The organism is Rhodococcus sp. SJ-3, assembly GCF_051918125.1.
Lineage (GTDB): Bacteria > Actinomycetota > Actinomycetes > Mycobacteriales > Mycobacteriaceae > Rhodococcus.
The window spans coordinates 281,559-297,628 of sequence record NZ_CM123306.1; the positions used below are offsets into that span (position 1 = coordinate 281,559).

Genomic DNA, 16,070 nt, shown 5'->3' on the forward strand with positions numbered 1-16,070 from the left:
CGCCATGGCTGGAGACATCGTCCCGATCGAACTCGGTCTCACCCACGGCGACCTCGTCACCTTGTGGGCGCCGAAGTGGCGCGAAGGTGATGACGAGTGGGAGGCCTTCCTCGGCCACGGCGACGACCTGTACGGGTTCCCGTCGGTCGCGCACCTCGTCGCGTTCGTGCGTGCGAACAACGACAACGATCTCGTCGAGCATCCGGCGTGGCCTGTCGTGTCGAAGCTCGCCGCCGTCGAATTCGAGCCCGACGAGGCCCACGCATTCGATCTGGTCGGAGTCCCGGAGCTGGTGGCGGGCGACCTCGACCCGGTCTTCGTCTCGGAGCTCCAGGACACCTTCGACATCGTCAGCATTCTCGGCGACGTGTGCGAGCTCGATGTGGTCACCAAGTTCTTCGAGCGGCCCGAAGTGGACACGGTCCTTCGCTACGGTGTCGCGGCGTTCGACGACCGCACCGGCGCGGATCTGTGGAACGAGCTCGGTGCCGCGGTGGTCCAGGATTGGGACGACGTGATCGACGCACTCGACGCGGTCGTCACGACCCCCGACACAGATGAGGCAGCCGTCTCGGAGATCGAATCCGAACTGGTCGCGGTCGACGAGAACGATGTCGAGGCGGACGACGCGGTCGATGATGCCGAGGACGACGAATACGAGTACGTCGACGACGAGGCGGGCGACGACTTCTGGACGTCCGTGGGCATCGATCCCATCAAGATCATCACCAGCGAGGGCACGTGGTTCACGCTGCGGTGCTATCTCGACGATGACGCCGTGTTCCTCGGCTTCGAGGGCTCGATCCTCGTATTCGGGTCCGAACGCGCGCTCGGCCGGTACCTTGCCGACAACCACGACCATGATCTGGCACCGCTGGAGACCTACGAGACCATCAGGCACGCCGCCACCGACGGCTCACTCGAGGTCGCGGTCACCGAGGACAACGTCTACGTGCTCACAGGCATCGCCGACGACATCGTCGAAGGCGTAGCCGCGGTCGATCCCGAGCAGATGGAACTCGCCGTCGAGCTGTTCACCGATGCCGCGAACTACGTCGGCGAGGACGCAACCGACGCCGCCCTTGCCGGATCCACCGAGCTCGGCTGGTTCGTCAACTACGTGATCGAACCGGATGCAAGCAGGCCCGCGCCGAGCGCCCCGTTCGATGCAGAGGCCGTCGCGTGGCGCGACCTCGAGCGTGAGTTCGAGGCCCATCTACGCAAGCTGTGAGGCTCTCCGCGCGGACCACGCGGGGCGGTGCCTACCGGGTGCTCACCCCACGAGCACTGCGTATCCGGGCTTGATCACCTCGTCGATCAGTTCGAGGCGCTGGTCGAACGGGAGGAACGCCGATTTCATCGCGTTGATGGTGAAACGCTCGAGATCCGACCACCCGTAGCCGAACGCCTCGACGAGCCGAGACATCTCCCGCGTCATCGTAGTGTCGCTCATCAGCCGGTTGTCGGTGTTGACGGTCACGCGGAAACGCAGGCGGGCGAGCAGGTCGAAGGGGTGTTCCTCGATCGTTCGCACTGCACCGGTCTGCACGTTGGAACTGGGGCACAGCTCCAACGGAATTCTCTTGTCCCGCACGTAGTTCGCAAGCAGACCGAGGGTTGCCTCGCCATCCGAGCCGACGGTGATGTCGTCGACGATGCGTACGCCATGCCCGAGACGGTCGGTACCGCAGAATGCGACCGCCTCATGGATCGACGGCAGGCCGAACGCCTCACCGGCGTGAATCGTGAAATGTGCGTTCGCGGCGCGCGTGTACTCGAAAGCATCGAGATGTCTGCTCGGAGGATTTCCGGCCTCGGCCCCCGCGATGTCGAATCCGACGACCCCGCGGTCGCGGTACCGCACGGCCAGTTCGGCGATCTCCCGAGAACGGGCAGCATGCCGCATCGCGGTGAGCAGGCATCCCACCCGAATGCGTCGCCCACTTGCCGCTGCTACTTCCGACTCCCCGGCCCGGAATCCTTCGAGGACATGCTCGACCACACGGTCGAGACTCAGACCCCGCTCGAGATGCTGTTCGGGCGCGAACCGCACCTCTGCGTAGACGACGCCGTCGCCCGCGAGATCGACGACGCATTCCCGCGCGACCCGCTCGAGACCTTCGGGAGTCTGCATCACGGCAACGGTGTGCTCGAAGGTCTCCAGGTAACGTTCGAGCGACCCGCTGTCGGCGGAGTCACGGAACCACGAGGCGAGTCCGTCTGCGGTATCGGCAGGCAGTCGATGACCACACTCCCCGGCGAGTTGAAGGATCGATTCGGGCCGCAGCCCGCCGTCGAGGTGGTCGTGCAGGACCACTTTGGGCGCGATCCGGAGCCGCGCCCCGCTCGGCTGCTCGTTCATGTCTCGGACGGTAGTCGCCTACTCGGTGATCCGCTCGATGACGAGCGGGCGCCGCTCCGGCGGCTCTGTTCCGATCTGCACTCCGTCGCGCAAACTCGTGAGCGCGGTCGGGAACGCCTGTGGCGTGTCGGTATGGAGTGTTGCGATCGGCTGGCCCGCACGGACCGAATCGCCGAGTACCACGTGCAGTTCGACACCCGCGCCTGCCTGCACAGCGCTGCCCTGATGCGTGCGGCCCGCACCGAGCCGCCACGCGCAGAGTCCGACGGCCATGGCATCAAGGCCGATCAGGATCCCGTCCGACTCGGCGTACATGGTCTCGGTGCAGGACGCGGTCGGTAGCGACGCATCGGGGTCACCGCCCTGAGCGACGATCATCGAACGCCAGCGGTCCATCGCAGACCCGTCGCGAAGCCGATCGGCGGGGTCGATATCGTCGACGCCCGCCGCTGCGAGCATGTCGCGGGCGAGCGCGAGCGTCAGTTCGACGACGTCCTCGGGACCACCGCCTGCGAGTACCTCGATCGCCTCGCCCACTTCGAGGGCATTACCCACGGTGCGCCCGAGCGGTGTGTCCATCCGAGTGAGCAGGGCAGTGGTGCTCAGACCGGCATCGGAAGCGAGTTCCACCATCGTCCTGGCGAGCTCGCGGGCTTCTCCGAGTTCCTTCATGAACGCCCCGCTGCCGACCTTCACGTCGAGAACGAGCGCTCCCGCGCCTTCGGCGATCTTCTTGCTCATGATCGAACTGGCGATCAGTGGGATCGATTCGACGGTGCCGGTCACGTCGCGCAGCGCGTAGAGCTTCCGGTCGGCAGGCGCCAGATCCGCGCCGGCGGCGCAGACGACGGCCCCGACGGCAGGGTCGGTGAGGATCTCGGCCATCTCGGCGGTGCTCAGCTCGGCACGCCACCCGCGAATCGATTCGAGCTTGTCGAGCGTGCCCCCGGTATGTCCGAGACCGCGACCCGACAGCTGGGGCACCGCCACGCCGCACGCGGCCACCAACGGAGCGAGCGGCAAGGTGATCTTGTCCCCCACCCCACCGGTCGAATGCTTGTCGACAGTACGCAGCCCCAGGCCGGTGAAGTCGAGCCGCCGGCCCGAGTCGATCATCGCCGTTGTCCAGCGCGAAGTCTCGGTGCGACTCATTCCGCGGAAGTAGATGGCCATGGCAAGCGCGGACATCTGCTCGTCGGCGACGATCCCGTGAGTGAACGCTTCTATCACCCAGTCGATTTCGGATCCGGTCAGTTCGAAGCCGTCGCGCTTGCTCCGGATGATCGAGGCGATCTCAGGCATGGCCACCCCCCTCGGGGCCCACCGCGGCGAGGTGCTCGGGACCGAAGGCATCGGGAAGGAGTTCCGACATCGAGCGGGGACCGGTTGTGGTGTCGATGAGCAGACCGGGGCCACCGTGCTCGAGAAGGACCTGCCTGCATCGGCCGCATGGCACCAGTATTTCCCCGCGACCGTCGCACACGGCGACCGCTCGAAGACGCCCTCCACCACCGGAGATCAAGTTACCGACGAGTACGCATTCGGCACAAAGACCCAATCCGTGTGAGACATTTTCCACATTGCACCCGCTCACAGTCCGGCCGTCCACAGTGAGAGCCGCAGCCCCCACCGGAAACCTCGAGTAGGGAGCATAGGCACGAGCCATCACCTCATGTGCTTTGGCGCGCAAGGACTTCCAGTCAATTTCCGGCACGGTTTCCCATCCTTCCATGGTGGCCTACGCAACGCTTCGACGCCCCCACCGCCCGTGATCACAGTTGGAAAGGCAAACCTAACTTATGATTTCACCCCCGTACGAATCAGCCGGGAGATTAGTTCCCGGCTTTGCGATGGGTTTAGAGTCGAGCCAAGTCGGTTCAGGTTTCACGTCGGGCCCGGTACTGCGGATTTCCACAGCGAGAGCGGCTCGACGCGTCCACCATTGACGTTGGAGGCACAGCACTCGATGAGCAGCACGACTGAAGCCGCCCCCGCACCGGCGGGGCGCACACGGTCGCTATACCGGGGGGACCCCGGCATGTGGTCCTGGGTTCTACACCGGATCACCGGCGTGGCGACGTTCTTCTTCCTATTCGTCCACGTCCTCGATACCGCACTCGTCCGGGTCAACCCCGAGACCTATGACGCGGTCATCGACACCTACAAGAACCCGATCGTCGGCCTGATGGAGCTCGGCCTGGTGGCCATGGTGCTCTACCACGCTCTCAACGGCTTGCGCGTCATGCTGATCGACTTCTGGTCCAAGGGCCCGAAGTACCAGCGCGTGATGCTCTGGACGATCCTGGCGATCTGGTTCGTGGTGATGATCCCCGCGACCATTCGCATCTTCTACAACATGTTTGCGGGGCACTGACATGACCGAAGCGAAGACCCTGGGCACGTCGTACGACCGCCCGGCCAGCCTCGACAATCCGCGGTCTCCGCGTCGCGCAGCGAAGAACAACTTCGAGCTGTACGCGTGGATGTTCATGCGCCTGTCCGGCGTCGCACTGATCATCCTGGTGCTCGGCCACCTGCTGATCATGCTGATGCTCGACGACGGCGTGCACCGCATCAACTTCGCCTTCGTCGCGGGTCGATGGTCCAGCCCGTTCTGGCAGGTTTGGGACCTGTCGATGCTGTGGCTCGCACAGCTGCACGGTGGCAACGGTCTGCGCACCGTCATCGCGGACTACGCACGCAAGGACTCCACCCGGTTCTGGCTCAACACGATCCTGGTCGTGTCGATGATCCTGATCATGGGTCTGGGTACCTACGTGATCTTCACCTTCGATCCCAACATCGTTGCGAGCTAGGGGAGCCAAGACTTCATGCAGGAACATCGTTACGACGTGGTCATCGTCGGTGCAGGTGGCGCCGGAATGCGCGCCGCGATCGAAGCAGGCCCCCGGGCCCGCACCGCGGTTCTGACCAAGCTCTACCCCACTCGCAGCCACACCGGCGCCGCACAGGGTGGCATGTGTGCTGCCCTGGCGAACGTCGAGGAAGACAACTGGGAGTGGCACACATTCGACACCGTCAAGGGCGGCGACTACCTCGCCGACCAGGACGCTGTCGAGATCATGGCGAAGGAAGCCATCGACGCGGTCCTCGACCTCGAGAAGATGGGCCTTCCGTTCAACCGCACGCCCGAGGGCAAGATCGACCAGCGTCGATTCGGTGGCCACACCCGTGACCACGGCAAGGCCCCGGTCCGTCGTGCGTGCTACGCAGCCGACCGCACAGGACACATGATCCTGCAGACGCTGTACCAGAACTGCGTCAAGCACGACGTCGAGTTCTTCAACGAGTTCTACGCGCTCGACATCTCTCTGACGGAGACCCCGGACGGGCCCGTCGCGACCGGCGTGATCGCGTACGAACTCGCCACCGGTGAGATCCACGTCTTCCACGCGAAGTCGATCGTGTTCGCGACCGGCGGTTCAGGCCGCATGTACAAGACGACGTCCAATGCCCACACCCTCACCGGTGACGGCCTCGGCATCATCTTCCGCAAGGGCCTGCCGCTCGAGGACATGGAATTCCACCAGTTCCATCCGACAGGACTCGCGGGCCTGGGCATCCTGATCTCCGAAGCCGTCCGCGGTGAAGGTGGCATCCTCCGTAACGCCGATGGCGAACGCTTCATGGAGCGCTACGCCCCCACCATCAAGGACCTCGCACCCCGCGACATCGTCGCGCGCTCGATGGTGCTCGAGGTACTCGAAGGCCGCGGCGCCGGGCCGAACAAGGATTATGTCTACATCGACGTGACCCACCTCGGCGAGGAGGTGCTCGAGGAGAAGCTTCCCGACATCACCGAGTTCGCACGGACCTACCTCGGCGTCGACCCCGTCACCGAGCTCGTTCCGGTGTACCCGACCTGCCACTACGTCATGGGTGGTATCCCCACCAACGTCCAGGGCGAGGTCCTGCGCAACAACGACGAGATCGTCAAGGGTCTGTACGCGGCCGGCGAATGCGCATGCGTGTCGGTGCACGGCGCCAACCGTCTCGGCACCAACTCGCTGCTCGATATCAACGTGTTCGGTCGTCGCGCCGGAATCGCTGCCGCCGAATACGCGAACAGCTCCGAGCACGTGGATCTGCCTGAGAACCCCACGAAGTACGTCGACGACTGGCTCGACCTCATCCTGCACCAGGGTGGCAGTGAGCGCGTCGCCGATATCCGCCGCGACCTCCAGCAGTCGATGGACAACAACGCATCGGTGTTCCGCACCGAGGAGACGCTGACACAGGCGCTCAATGATGTCCATGAGCTGAAGAAGCGCTACAAGGAGATCACCGTCCACGACAAGGGCAAGCGCTACAACAGCGACCTGCTCGAGGCCCTCGAGCTCGGCTTCCTGCTCGAAATGGCCGAGGTGACCGTCGTCGGTGCCCTCAACCGCAAGGAATCGCGCGGCGGTCACGCCCGCGAGGACTACCCCGACCGGGACGACGCGACCTACATGAAGCACACCATGGCTTACAAGGTGGGCGAGGACCTGATCTCCGACATCCGCCTGGACTACAAGCCGGTGGTCCAGACCCGGTACGAGCCCATGGAGCGTAAGTACTGATGACAACTATCGAGAAGAACGACAGCGTCTCCGCGTCCGAGCTGCCTCCCGTGCCCGAGGGCGCGACCATGATCACGCTCAAGATCGCCCGGTTCAACCCGGAGGACGGCAAGGGCCAGCACTGGGACTCCTTCCAGGTTCCCGCGCTTCCCACCGACCGCATGCTCAACCTGCTGCTGTACGTGAAGGGCTACCTCGACGGCACCCTCACGTTCCGGCGCAGCTGTGCACACGGTGTGTGCGGGTCCGACGCGATGCGGATCAACGGCGTCAACCGCCTGGCCTGCAAGATCCTCATGAAGGACATGCTGCCCAAGGACGGCAAGCCGGTCACCATCACGATCGAGCCCATCCGCGGCCTGCCCGTCGAGAAGGATCTCATCGTCGACATGGAACCGTTCTTCGACGCGTTCCGTGCCGTCAAGCCGTTCCTCATCGCGACCGGCAACGAGCCGACCCGCGAGCGCATCCAGTCACAGCACGACCGCGCACGTTTCGACGACACCACCAAGTGCATCCTGTGCGCTTGCTGCACCACCTCGTGCCCGGTGTACTGGAGCGACGGCAGCTACTTCGGTCCCGCTGCCATCGTCAACGCTCACCGGTTCATCTTCGACTCGCGTGACGAAGGTGCCGCCGAGCGGCTGGACATCCTCAACGACAAGGAAGGCGTGTGGCGCTGCCGCACCACCTTCAACTGCACTGACGCATGCCCTCGCGGCATCCAGGTGACGAAGGCGATCCAGGAAGTCAAGCGCGCGCTGATGTTTGCACGCTGACAGCAGACCACCACTGCAGCCCCGACGAAGGCCCGCACACTCGTGTGCGGGCCTTCGCTGTATCTGAAACCATGTCCTCTCAGCCGGGAACGACTACGCCTCGGCCGAGGATGGTGCCCTCACGCAACCTCCGGTACGCCTCTGGACCTTCGTCGAGGGTGAAAGTCTCGGTGTGGATGTCGAGCCTGCCGGCTCGCGCGAGGGCGATCACCTCCATCAGTTCAGTACGTGACCCCCAGTACGGGGTCACGACGGAGGCACCGAACGGAACGAGGAAGAAACCGACCTTCGCGTGGGCGCCGGAGTGGATTCCGACGATCGAGATGTGACCGTCGATCGCCACGACCTGCTGGGCCATGTCGATCGTCGCCTGGGCTCCGACGAAATCGAACACCGCGGTCGCACCCTGCCCACCGGTGAGGTCGCGGATCGCAGCGGCCGCTCCCGCATCGGATCGGATCGCGGCATCGGCGCCGACGGTGCGGGCCAGTGCGAGCCGGTCGTCGTCGAGATCGACCGCGACGACCCGGGCCGCGCTGATCGCCCGCAGGATCTGGATACCGACGTGACCGAGTCCGCCGACACCGACCACCACCGCGGTGGACCCGGGTCCGAGGAGCGGCAGCACCCGGTTGATCGCGTGATATGGGGTCAGACCCGCGTCGGTCAGCGGCGCCGCGGTGACCGGGTCGAGATCACCGATGGGCACGAGGTGCCGGGTCGAATCGACGATCATGTATTCGGCCATGGATCCGGGGAAACCGAGCCCCGGCGGGGTGATCCCGAGGTCCGAAGCACGGGCGCAGTAGTTCTCGCGGCCGCGGGCACACGCATGGCAGTCACCGCACCCCCACGGCCCGTACACGGCGACCGCATCGCCGACCGCGAGGTTGCCGACGCCTGCACCCAGTTCGGCGACGGTACCGGCTCCCTCGTGGCCGAGGGTCAGCGGCAGCCCGTATCCGTAGGCATCGGTGGGGAGATCCATTACGAAGATGTCGGAGTGGCACAGGCCCGCAGCGGTGACCTTCAGCAAAACCTCGCCGGGACCAGGGGAAGGCGTGGGAATCTCTACGACGACCGGTTCCGCACCGATCTCGGTGTACTGGACGGCTTTCATGGTTTCGACGGTACGGCCGATCGGCAGCGGTGGCAGGTGATCTCACCGAATCGACCGGCCCTGTTCATCGAAGCGGTGCGTAGGCAGTCGGGGCCGCAGACCTGAATCCGGCGCCTAACCGCGCGAACGCCGGTTCCGGACCCGCGATCCGAGCAGTGCGCCACCGAGGACACCGGCCCCCACCAGCGCGATCCCGCCGCGCACCCCTGTCCCCTCGTTGACCTGTACACGCGGGGTGATGATCGCGGAATCCGGCGCCGGGACATACGCGAGTGCCAAGTTCGCCTTCGTCGACGCGGCGAATGCGGTGCAGAACAACACCAGTCGCGCAGTGATGTTTCCGAAAACCAGGATGCCGAGTATCGGACCGAACGCGACACCTGCGGGGCCCTGGAGAACACTCTCGAGGTAGATCGAGCCGGCCTGTTTGAGGATTTCGAAGCCGATTCCCGCGATCACACCGCCGAGGATCGCGCTGCGGAAGGTGACCGGCTCACGGGGCAGCCGGGCGATGACCCACGTGAACACCGCACTCGTGGCAGTGACCGCAATGAGAAGAGCGACGATACGCAGAAGCACACCCACACCGACGATGTTCTCGATGTTCAGCAGTTCCACGATCCACCGCATCACCGGCCCGCTGCTGACCGCGGACAATCCCAACGACACGACCATCGCCAAACCCAGGCTGATCAACGCACCGCCGTCCTTGAGCTTGACGACGAGAAAGTTCCCCTTCTCGCGCGGATGGTCCCACATCGCGGTGAGGGCATCCCGCAGGTTCGCCATCCAGCCCAGGCCGGCGTACGACGCGGTGATCAGACCGATGACCCCCACCGCGCCGCGGGAATCGATCGCGGAATCGATGATTCCCTGGACGGTGCCACCGAGTTCACCGGGAATGTTCTCGGTGATCGCCGCGCTTATCTGCTCGAGCATCTCGGGCCGACCGGCAAGGACGAAACCGGCTATCGAGAACCCGACCATGATGACCGGAACGATCGCAAGAACCGTGAAGTAGGTCAGGCCCGCAGCGTAATAGTCGCCCTTGTTCTCCTGATACCGCACACCGGACCGCACCAGATGGTCGAGCCACGGTCGGGCCGCACGCTGACGCTCGAGAAAACTCGGCTTCTTGTCGCCGTCCGGCTCACCGACCATCTGGGTCTCCTTACGGGTCAATTCCGGGGTAGGAATCCCACCTTGTCATAGACCTGCGTCAGCGTCCGGGAAGCGACCTCGCGTGCCCGCTCCGCTCCGTTCGACAGGATTCGGAGCAGTTCCGCTTCGTCTGCGAGGTACTCATCCACCTTCGCGCGCAGCGGAGTCACGAACTCGGTGAGGACCTCGGCGGTGTCCCCCTTCAGATCGCCGTAGCCCTTGCCGTCGTACCCGGCGACGAGTTCGTCGACCGAGCGGCCCGACAGTGCTGATTGGATGGTGAGCAGGTTGCTCACGCCCGGCTTGTTCTCCGGGTCGAATCGGATCTCACGGTCGTTGTCGGTCACCGCCGACTTGATCTTCTTCGCCGAGATCTTCGGGTCGTCGAGCAGATTGATCAGGCCGGCATCGGTGGCCGCCGACTTGCTCATCTTCGACGTCGGGTCCTGCAGGTCGTAGATCTTGGCTGTGCCCTTGACGATCTGAGGCTCCGGAACGACGAAGGTCTTTCCGAACCGCTTGTTGAAACGCTGCGCGAGGTCGCGGGTGAGCTCGAGGTGCTGGCGCTGGTCCTCACCGACGGGGACCTTGTGGGCGCGGTAGAGAAGGATGTCCGCGGCCATGAGCACCGGATAGGTGAACAGGCCGACGCTCGCATGATCGGACCCCTGCTTGGCCGACTTGTCCTTGAACTGCGTCATGCGGCTCGCTTCACCGAAACCGGTGAGGCAGTTGAGCACCCAGGACAACTCGGCATGCTCGGGAACCTGGCTCTGCACGAACAGCACTGAGCGCTCCGGATCGATCCCGATCGCAAGCAGCTGCGCTGCGGCAACGAGGACCCGCTGCCGCAGCTCCTTCGGTTTCTGCGGCACCGTGATGGCGTGCAGGTCGGGGATGAAGTAGAAGGCGTCGTTCTCGTCCTGCGCCGGAACCCACTGCTGCAACGCCCCCAGAAAGTTCCCGAGGTGGAACGAATCCGAGGTGGGCTGGATGCCCGAGAGCACCCGGGGCCTGGCGGCCGGCCGGGAGTCCTGCGCTGTGGTGTTCTGATCTGGCGTCGACATGGCCTCGATACTTTCACGCACCGGATCCGGCCGCCGCAGGAGGTGTCAGTGGAATCGGACGGTCACCGGCGCATGATCGGACCAGCGTTCCGCATACGTCGCGGCGCGTTCGACCCGGGCGTCGACGACCCGCTCCGCCAGCGCGGGCGTCACGAGGTGGTAGTCGATGCGCCAGCCGGCGTCGGTGTCGAAGGCCTTACCGCGGTAGGACCACCAGGAGTAGGGGCCTGCGACGTCGCCGTGGACGTCACGCACGACGTCGTGCCATCGGCCGGTGGCGAGCAGATCGCCCACCCAGTCGCGTTCTTCGGGCAGGAAGCCCGATTTCTTGACGTTGCCCTTCCAGTTCTTGATGTCGCGCTCGGTGTGGGCGATGTTCCAGTCGCCGCACACCACCATGTCCCGACCGGCCGAAACGACGTCGGAGGCGCGCTCTCCCAGATACGCGGAAAAACCCTTCATGAAGCGTTCTTTGTCGTCCTGCTTCGGGGTTCCGGCTTCCCCAGTGGGCAGGTAGAGGCTGCCGACCGTCACGGCCCCGAAATCCGCCTCGATGTAGCGGCCCGAGTCGACGTACTCGTCGACGTCGAAACCCACGCGGACGGCGTCCGCCGGCGTGCGCGAGAGGATCGCAACCCCCGCGCGTCCCTTCGCGGACGCCTCTGATCCCGTGACATGCCAACCGGCGTCCAGGGCGGGCGCGATCGCGGCGTGGAACTGCTTCTCGGTCGCGCGTACTTCCTGGAGGCAGACGATGTCGGCAGCGGAGGTTTCGAGCCAGGCCAGCAGGCCCTTTCCTGCCGCAGCGCGCACGCCGTTGACATTCACGGTGGTGATGGTGAGGGACACGCCGCACACCGTATCCGACTCCACAGACAGAGCGGAAAGCACGGGATGTCCCCGATGGGGCGGCCCGTCTCGTCGCGCGTACTGCTCGTCGACGCGTCGGTTCTCGACGCGGCAACGCTACTGCGAGGCGCGGGCCTTCTGCAGGTTCTCGTCGAGCGTGCCGAGGAACTCCTCGGTGGTCAGCCACGATTGTTCGGGACCGACGAGCAGTGCAAGGTCTTTGGTCATGCTGCCTGCCTCGACGGTCTTGATGACGACGTCCTCGAGTGCCTGCGCGAACTCGATCACCTCGAATGTGCTGTCGAGTTTGCCGCGGTGCTCGAGACCGCGTGTCCACGCGAAGATCGACGCAATGGGATTGGTCGATGTCGGCTTGCCCTGCTGATGTTGCCGGTAGTGCCGGGTGACGGTGCCGTGTGCGGCCTCCGCTTCGACGGTCCTGCCGTCCGGAGTCATCAACACGGAAGTCATGAGTCCGAGCGAGCCGTAGCCCTGCGCAACAGTGTCGGACTGGACGTCACCGTCGTAGTTCTTGCAGGCCCAGACGTAGCCGCCTTCCCACTTGAGGGACGACGCCACCATGTCGTCGATCAGGCGGTGCTCGTAGGTCAGTCCGGCAGCGTCGAACTCCGCCTTGAACTCGTCCTCGTAGATCCGCTGGAACTCGTCCTTGAACATGCCGTCGTAGGCCTTGAGGATCGTGTTCTTGGTGGACAGGTATACCGGGTAGTTGCGCTGCAGACCGTAGGACAGCGAGGCGCGTGCGAAGTCCTGGATGGATTTCTTGTAGTTGTACATACCCATGACGACGCCGCCGTCCTCGGGGATCCTGCACACCTCGTGCTCGATCGGTTCGGAACCGTCGTCCGGCGTGTAGGTGATGGTGACGGTGCCTGCGCCGGGGACCTTGAAGTCTGTGGCACGGTACTGGTCGCCGAATGCGTGACGGCCGACGATGACCGGCTTCGTCCAACCCGGAACCAACCTGGGCACGTTGGAGATGATGATGGGTGCACGGAAGATGGTGCCGCCGAGGATGTTACGAATAGTGCCGTTGGGTGACCGCCACATCTTCTTCAGGCCGAACTCCTCGACCCGCGCCTCGTCCGGGGTGATGGTCGCGCACTTGACACCGACGCCGTGCTTCTTGATGGCGTTCGCGGAATCGATGGTGACCTGGTCGTCGGTCGCATCACGGTTCTCGATGCCGAGGTCGTAGTACTCGAGATCCACATCCAGATAGGGATGAATGAGCTTGTCTTTGATGAACTGCCAGATGATGCGCGTCATCTCGTCGCCGTCGAGTTCGACGACCTTACCCTCAACCTTGATCTTGGACATACGCGGTTCGTGTCCTCCTTGGACGGCAGTCGAGTCCCCGAGCGGCCGCACTTCCGGAATGCGACCGCCTTCAGCTCAGGCGTCTGAGCATGGCTCCGCACGCGTCGGGTACTGAGCCAAACAGAACAAGCGTACTGCTATTCGATGCACGCACAACCCCGGCTGCGGCCCCCAAGCGCTACTGACCGGTAACTTTCTTGCTGCTCGGGCGCAGGCGGAGGGAAGGTCGAGAGCCGCGTGTCGAGCCCTAGGATCCAGCCGTTAGACTGCCGACGAGGTCATGAGTGCCAGCGCGAAGCCCCGGCTTGCTGGTCGGCAACCCTCCGGCCAGGGTGGGGTGCTCCGGGTGAGGACACGGTCGTCGGCGCACCGCAGACGACAAGCCGGCTCTTGGGAGGTTCGAAATGCTGATGGACTGTCGATACCGGCTCTCGTCCCAGTGCCCCGACATGGCAAGCAGGACACATTGACCATCACCACTGGCCTCGAGGCGGTCGCATCTTGACAACAGGTACCAACCGTCGACGGATCGAGCTTCCCGCAGAAGACGGAAAGCTCGACACCATCGACATCGGCAGCATCACCCTCGAAAGCGGTGCCATCCTTCCCGATGTCACCGTCGCTCTGCAGCGGTGGGGCGCGCTGTCACCCACCCGCGACAACGTCGTGCTCGTCGAGCACGCGCTGACCGGGGACTCACACATCACCGGACCGGCCGGACCGGATCACCCGTCGCCAGGCTGGTGGTCCGGCATGGTCGGCCCCGGCGCGCCGATCGACACCGACCGGTGGTGCGTGGTGGCCACGAACGTCCTCGGCGGATGCCAGGGCACCACCGGCCCGGGCAGCACCGCGCCCGACGGCAAACCGTGGGGCTCCCGTTTCCCGCGGATCACCATCCGCGATCAGATCACCGCGGAAGCTGCCCTTCTCGACGCCCTCGGCATCGAGACATTGGCCGCGGTGACGGGTGGATCGATGGGCGGCATGCGTTCGCTCGAATGGGTCGTCTCCCACCCGAGCCGGGTGCGGGCGGCACTGGTCCTCGCGGTCGGCTCCCGCGCAACCGCCGATCAGATCGGTGTCCAGAGCACCCAGATCGCTGCCATCATGGCGGATCCGGACTGGCAGGGCGGCGACTACTACGAGACCGGCCGCCGGCCCGAGGCCGGGCTGGGTATCGCGCGGCGCATGGCCCATCTCTCGTATCGCAGCGAGGAAGAACTCGACTCGCGGTTCGCCAACCTCCCTCAAGACGACGAGGATCCGTGGCGTGACGGACGCTACGCCGTGCAGAGCTACCTCGACCACCAGGCAGCGAAGCTCGTCAAGCGGTTCGACCCCGGGACCTACGTGGTACTGAGCGACGCGATGAACCGGCACGACGTAGGCCGCGGTCGCGGTGGCGTCGAGGCCGCATTGGCGAGCACGCAGGTACCGACGATCGTCGCGGGCGTCGATTCGGATCGTCTCTACCCGATTCGATTGCAGCAGGAGATCGCAGACGGTCTCCCCCATTGCGCCGGGCTGCGCGTGCTCGAATCACGCGACGGACACGACGGCTTCCTCACCGAGGCCGACGCGGTCGCGAAGCTGCTCGTCGAGCTGATGGAGCTGGCGAGCGCGTAACAGCGCTCGCCGGCCTGTTCCCCCTACCCTGTGCCCAGGGGGTCGATCGAGACAGCCAGTCCGACGATCGCCCCACCCATGGCGAGCATCGCTGCCACGTCGAAGCGTTTGCTTCGCACCGCGAGCACTCCCACCTGATCGGAGTCGAGAGCCCAGCGGAGAATCCCCGCGAGGATCATCGCACCACCGAACACGAAAGCGCCTCGGCGCCAGCGATCGGCCAGCACGAGGACCACCGCCGCGGCGATCACCACGGTGACCGCCAGCAGCGGCAGGTTCAGTCGTGTAAGACGCACCGAACTGTCCATCTGCTGACTGCTCAGAGACCGGCGTCGTGCTCGGCGCGTTCGACGACGTTCGTCAGCAGAAACGCGCGGGTGAGGGGTCCGACACCACCGGGATTGGGCGAGAGGAACCCGGCAACGTCGCGGACGTCGCCGGCGACGTCGCCGCGCAGGCCGTCGGCTGTGCGCGAGACACCCACGTCGAGCACTGCTGCACCGGGCTTGACCATGTCGGCGGTGATCAGACCGGGCACACCCGCTGCGGCAACGACGATGTCGGCGCGCTTCACCTCGGCGGCGAGGTCCTTGGTGCCGGTGTGGCACAGCGTCACTGTCGCGTTCTCGCTGCGACGGGTCAGCAGGAGCCCGATCGGGCGGCCCACGGTCACGCCGCGGCCGATGACCACCACATGGGCGCCGTTGATCGGCACCTCGTAGCGGCGCAGCAGGTGGACGATGCCCCGCGGGGTGCACGGCAACGCCGCCTCCTTGCCGAGCACCAGGCGTCCGAGGTTGACCGGATGCAGTCCGTCCGCATCCTTGGCAGGGTCGATCCGCTCGAGGGCGGCGTTCTCGTCGAGGTGCCCGGGCAGCGGAAGCTGCACAATGTACCCCGTGCATGCGGGGTCGGCGTTGAGTTCGTCGATCGCCGCTTCGAGCTGTTCTTGGGTGATGTCGGCGGGCAGATCCTTGCGGATCGAGGTGATGCCCACCTTGGCGCAGTCGTTGTGCTTGCCGCGCACGTACGCCGCCGATCCGGGGTCGTCGCCCACCAGGATCGTGCCGAGGCCGGGCGTGATGCCCTTGTCCTTCAGCGCTGTCACGCGGACCACCAGGTCCTCGAAGATCTCGTCGCGGGTTGCTTTGCCGTCCAGGATGGTCGCAGTCACGTCAC

General features: G+C 65.2%; 16 protein-coding genes and 1 riboswitch. Of the genes, 6 read left to right on the forward strand and 10 right to left on the reverse strand.

The genetic code is table 11. The features are described 5' to 3' along the window. Positions 1-4 precede the first annotated feature (4 nt). Positions 5-1,231 (forward strand): primosomal protein, encoded by a 1,227-nt coding sequence (locus ACTDXD_RS01365; protein WP_440125432.1) that lies wholly within the window; start codon positions 5-7, stop codon positions 1,229-1,231. 42 nt (positions 1,232-1,273) lie between these two features. Here ACTDXD_RS01365 and ACTDXD_RS01370 read toward each other — a convergent pair whose 3' ends face one another. From ACTDXD_RS01370 to ACTDXD_RS01380, 3 genes are read right to left on the reverse strand one after another with little or no spacing between them, the layout of a single operon-like run. Next, positions 1,274-2,362: an adenosine deaminase gene (locus ACTDXD_RS01370; RefSeq protein ID WP_440125433.1), complete on the reverse strand. Its 1,089-nt coding sequence runs from the start codon at positions 2,360-2,362 to the stop codon at positions 1,274-1,276. An 18-nt stretch (positions 2,363-2,380) separates the two neighbouring features. Next, entirely contained in the window at positions 2,381-3,664 is a 1,284-nt protein-coding gene (locus ACTDXD_RS01375) for a thymidine phosphorylase (protein WP_440125434.1), read from the reverse strand. Then, a complete protein-coding gene (locus ACTDXD_RS01380; RefSeq protein ID WP_440127493.1) occupies positions 3,657-4,028 on the reverse strand; it encodes a cytidine deaminase in 372 nt (123 codons plus the stop codon). The genes ACTDXD_RS01375 and ACTDXD_RS01380 overlap by 8 nt, the downstream gene beginning before the upstream one ends. Before the next feature lie 300 nt (positions 4,029-4,328). On the opposite strand from ACTDXD_RS01380, the gene sdhC reads away from it, so the two are divergent. The 4 genes from sdhC to ACTDXD_RS01400 are packed head-to-tail and all read left to right on the forward strand — an operon-like array spanning position 4,329 to position 7,724. Further along, a complete protein-coding gene (gene sdhC / locus ACTDXD_RS01385) occupies positions 4,329-4,736 on the forward strand; it encodes a succinate dehydrogenase, cytochrome b556 subunit (RefSeq protein WP_440125435.1) in 408 nt (135 codons plus the stop codon). A gap of 1 nt (position 4,737) precedes the next feature. Further along, on the forward strand, positions 4,738-5,178 hold the full coding sequence (locus tag ACTDXD_RS01390) for a succinate dehydrogenase hydrophobic membrane anchor subunit (RefSeq protein WP_440125436.1): 441 nt from the start codon (positions 4,738-4,740) through the stop codon (positions 5,176-5,178). 15 nt (positions 5,179-5,193) lie between these two features. Then, positions 5,194-6,945 carry a succinate dehydrogenase flavoprotein subunit gene (sdhA, locus tag ACTDXD_RS01395; protein WP_440125437.1) on the forward strand — a complete coding sequence of 584 codons (1,752 nt, stop codon included), beginning with the start codon at positions 5,194-5,196 and terminating at the stop codon, positions 6,943-6,945. Continuing rightward, positions 6,945-7,724, forward strand: a complete 780-nt coding sequence (locus ACTDXD_RS01400; protein WP_440125438.1) for a succinate dehydrogenase iron-sulfur subunit — start codon at positions 6,945-6,947, stop codon at positions 7,722-7,724. The genes sdhA and ACTDXD_RS01400 overlap by 1 nt, the downstream gene beginning before the upstream one ends. 79 nt (positions 7,725-7,803) lie before the next feature. On the opposite strand, the gene ACTDXD_RS01405 is transcribed toward ACTDXD_RS01400, so the two are convergent. From ACTDXD_RS01405 to ACTDXD_RS01425, 5 genes are all read right to left on the reverse strand, one after another. Then, positions 7,804-8,844: an NAD(P)-dependent alcohol dehydrogenase gene (locus ACTDXD_RS01405; protein ID WP_440125440.1), complete on the reverse strand. Its 1,041-nt coding sequence runs from the start codon at positions 8,842-8,844 to the stop codon at positions 7,804-7,806. Between the two features lie 114 nt (positions 8,845-8,958). Continuing rightward, positions 8,959-10,005 (reverse strand): inner membrane protein YhjD, encoded by a 1,047-nt coding sequence (gene yhjD / locus ACTDXD_RS01410; RefSeq protein WP_440125441.1) that lies wholly within the window; start codon positions 10,003-10,005, stop codon positions 8,959-8,961. 17 nt (positions 10,006-10,022) lie between these two features. Next, entirely contained in the window at positions 10,023-11,072 is a 1,050-nt protein-coding gene (trpS, locus tag ACTDXD_RS01415; protein ID WP_440125442.1) for a tryptophan--tRNA ligase, read from the reverse strand. Between the two features lie 45 nt (positions 11,073-11,117). Continuing rightward, positions 11,118-11,921 carry an exodeoxyribonuclease III gene (locus ACTDXD_RS01420; RefSeq protein ID WP_440125443.1) on the reverse strand — a complete coding sequence of 268 codons (804 nt, stop codon included), beginning with the start codon at positions 11,919-11,921 and terminating at the stop codon, positions 11,118-11,120. Positions 11,922-12,038: 117 nt separating this feature from the next. Further along, positions 12,039-13,262 carry an NADP-dependent isocitrate dehydrogenase gene (locus ACTDXD_RS01425; RefSeq protein WP_440125444.1) on the reverse strand — a complete coding sequence of 408 codons (1,224 nt, stop codon included), beginning with the start codon at positions 13,260-13,262 and terminating at the stop codon, positions 12,039-12,041. Positions 13,263-13,538: 276 nt separating this feature from the next. After that, positions 13,539-13,653, forward strand: a riboswitch (SAM riboswitch). A gap of 110 nt (positions 13,654-13,763) precedes the next feature. On the opposite strand from ACTDXD_RS01425, the gene metX reads away from it, so the two are divergent. Next, entirely contained in the window at positions 13,764-14,891 is a 1,128-nt protein-coding gene (gene metX, locus ACTDXD_RS01430; protein WP_440125445.1) for a homoserine O-acetyltransferase MetX, read from the forward strand. 23 nt (positions 14,892-14,914) lie between these two features. Here metX and ACTDXD_RS01435 read toward each other — a convergent pair whose 3' ends face one another. Beyond that, positions 14,915-15,199 (reverse strand): DUF3017 domain-containing protein, encoded by a 285-nt coding sequence (locus tag ACTDXD_RS01435; RefSeq protein WP_440125446.1) that lies wholly within the window; start codon positions 15,197-15,199, stop codon positions 14,915-14,917. Positions 15,200-15,210: 11 nt separating this feature from the next. Then, positions 15,211-16,065 (reverse strand): bifunctional methylenetetrahydrofolate dehydrogenase/methenyltetrahydrofolate cyclohydrolase, encoded by an 855-nt coding sequence (locus ACTDXD_RS01440; RefSeq protein WP_440125447.1) that lies wholly within the window; start codon positions 16,063-16,065, stop codon positions 15,211-15,213. Between the last annotated feature and the right edge of the window lie 5 nt (positions 16,066-16,070).

What these genes read in the sequence shown, in the direction of transcription:
- ACTDXD_RS01380 (WP_440127493.1), bottom strand. Translation starts at nt 4,028, where the DNA reads ATGGCTCGTGCCTATGCTCCCTACTCGAGGTTTCCGGTGGGGGCTGCG.
- ACTDXD_RS01370 (WP_440125433.1), bottom strand. Translation starts at nt 2,362, where the DNA reads ATGAACGAGCAGCCGAGCGGGGCGCGGCTCCGGATCGCGCCCAAAGTG.
- ACTDXD_RS01375 (WP_440125434.1), bottom strand. Translation starts at nt 3,664, where the DNA reads ATGCCTGAGATCGCCTCGATCATCCGGAGCAAGCGCGACGGCTTCGAA.
- ACTDXD_RS01400 (WP_440125438.1), top strand. Translation starts at nt 6,945, where the DNA reads ATGACAACTATCGAGAAGAACGACAGCGTCTCCGCGTCCGAGCTGCCT.
- sdhC (WP_440125435.1), top strand. Translation starts at nt 4,329, where the DNA reads ATGAGCAGCACGACTGAAGCCGCCCCCGCACCGGCGGGGCGCACACGG.
- ACTDXD_RS01435 (WP_440125446.1), bottom strand. Translation starts at nt 15,199, where the DNA reads ATGGACAGTTCGGTGCGTCTTACACGACTGAACCTGCCGCTGCTGGCG.
- trpS (WP_440125442.1), bottom strand. Translation starts at nt 11,072, where the DNA reads ATGTCGACGCCAGATCAGAACACCACAGCGCAGGACTCCCGGCCGGCC.
- ACTDXD_RS01365 (WP_440125432.1), top strand. Translation starts at nt 5, where the DNA reads ATGGCTGGAGACATCGTCCCGATCGAACTCGGTCTCACCCACGGCGAC.
- ACTDXD_RS01425 (WP_440125444.1), bottom strand. Translation starts at nt 13,262, where the DNA reads ATGTCCAAGATCAAGGTTGAGGGTAAGGTCGTCGAACTCGACGGCGAC.
- ACTDXD_RS01405 (WP_440125440.1), bottom strand. Translation starts at nt 8,844, where the DNA reads ATGAAAGCCGTCCAGTACACCGAGATCGGTGCGGAACCGGTCGTCGTA.
- yhjD (WP_440125441.1), bottom strand. Translation starts at nt 10,005, where the DNA reads ATGGTCGGTGAGCCGGACGGCGACAAGAAGCCGAGTTTTCTCGAGCGT.
- sdhA (WP_440125437.1), top strand. Translation starts at nt 5,194, where the DNA reads ATGCAGGAACATCGTTACGACGTGGTCATCGTCGGTGCAGGTGGCGCC.
- ACTDXD_RS01390 (WP_440125436.1), top strand. Translation starts at nt 4,738, where the DNA reads ATGACCGAAGCGAAGACCCTGGGCACGTCGTACGACCGCCCGGCCAGC.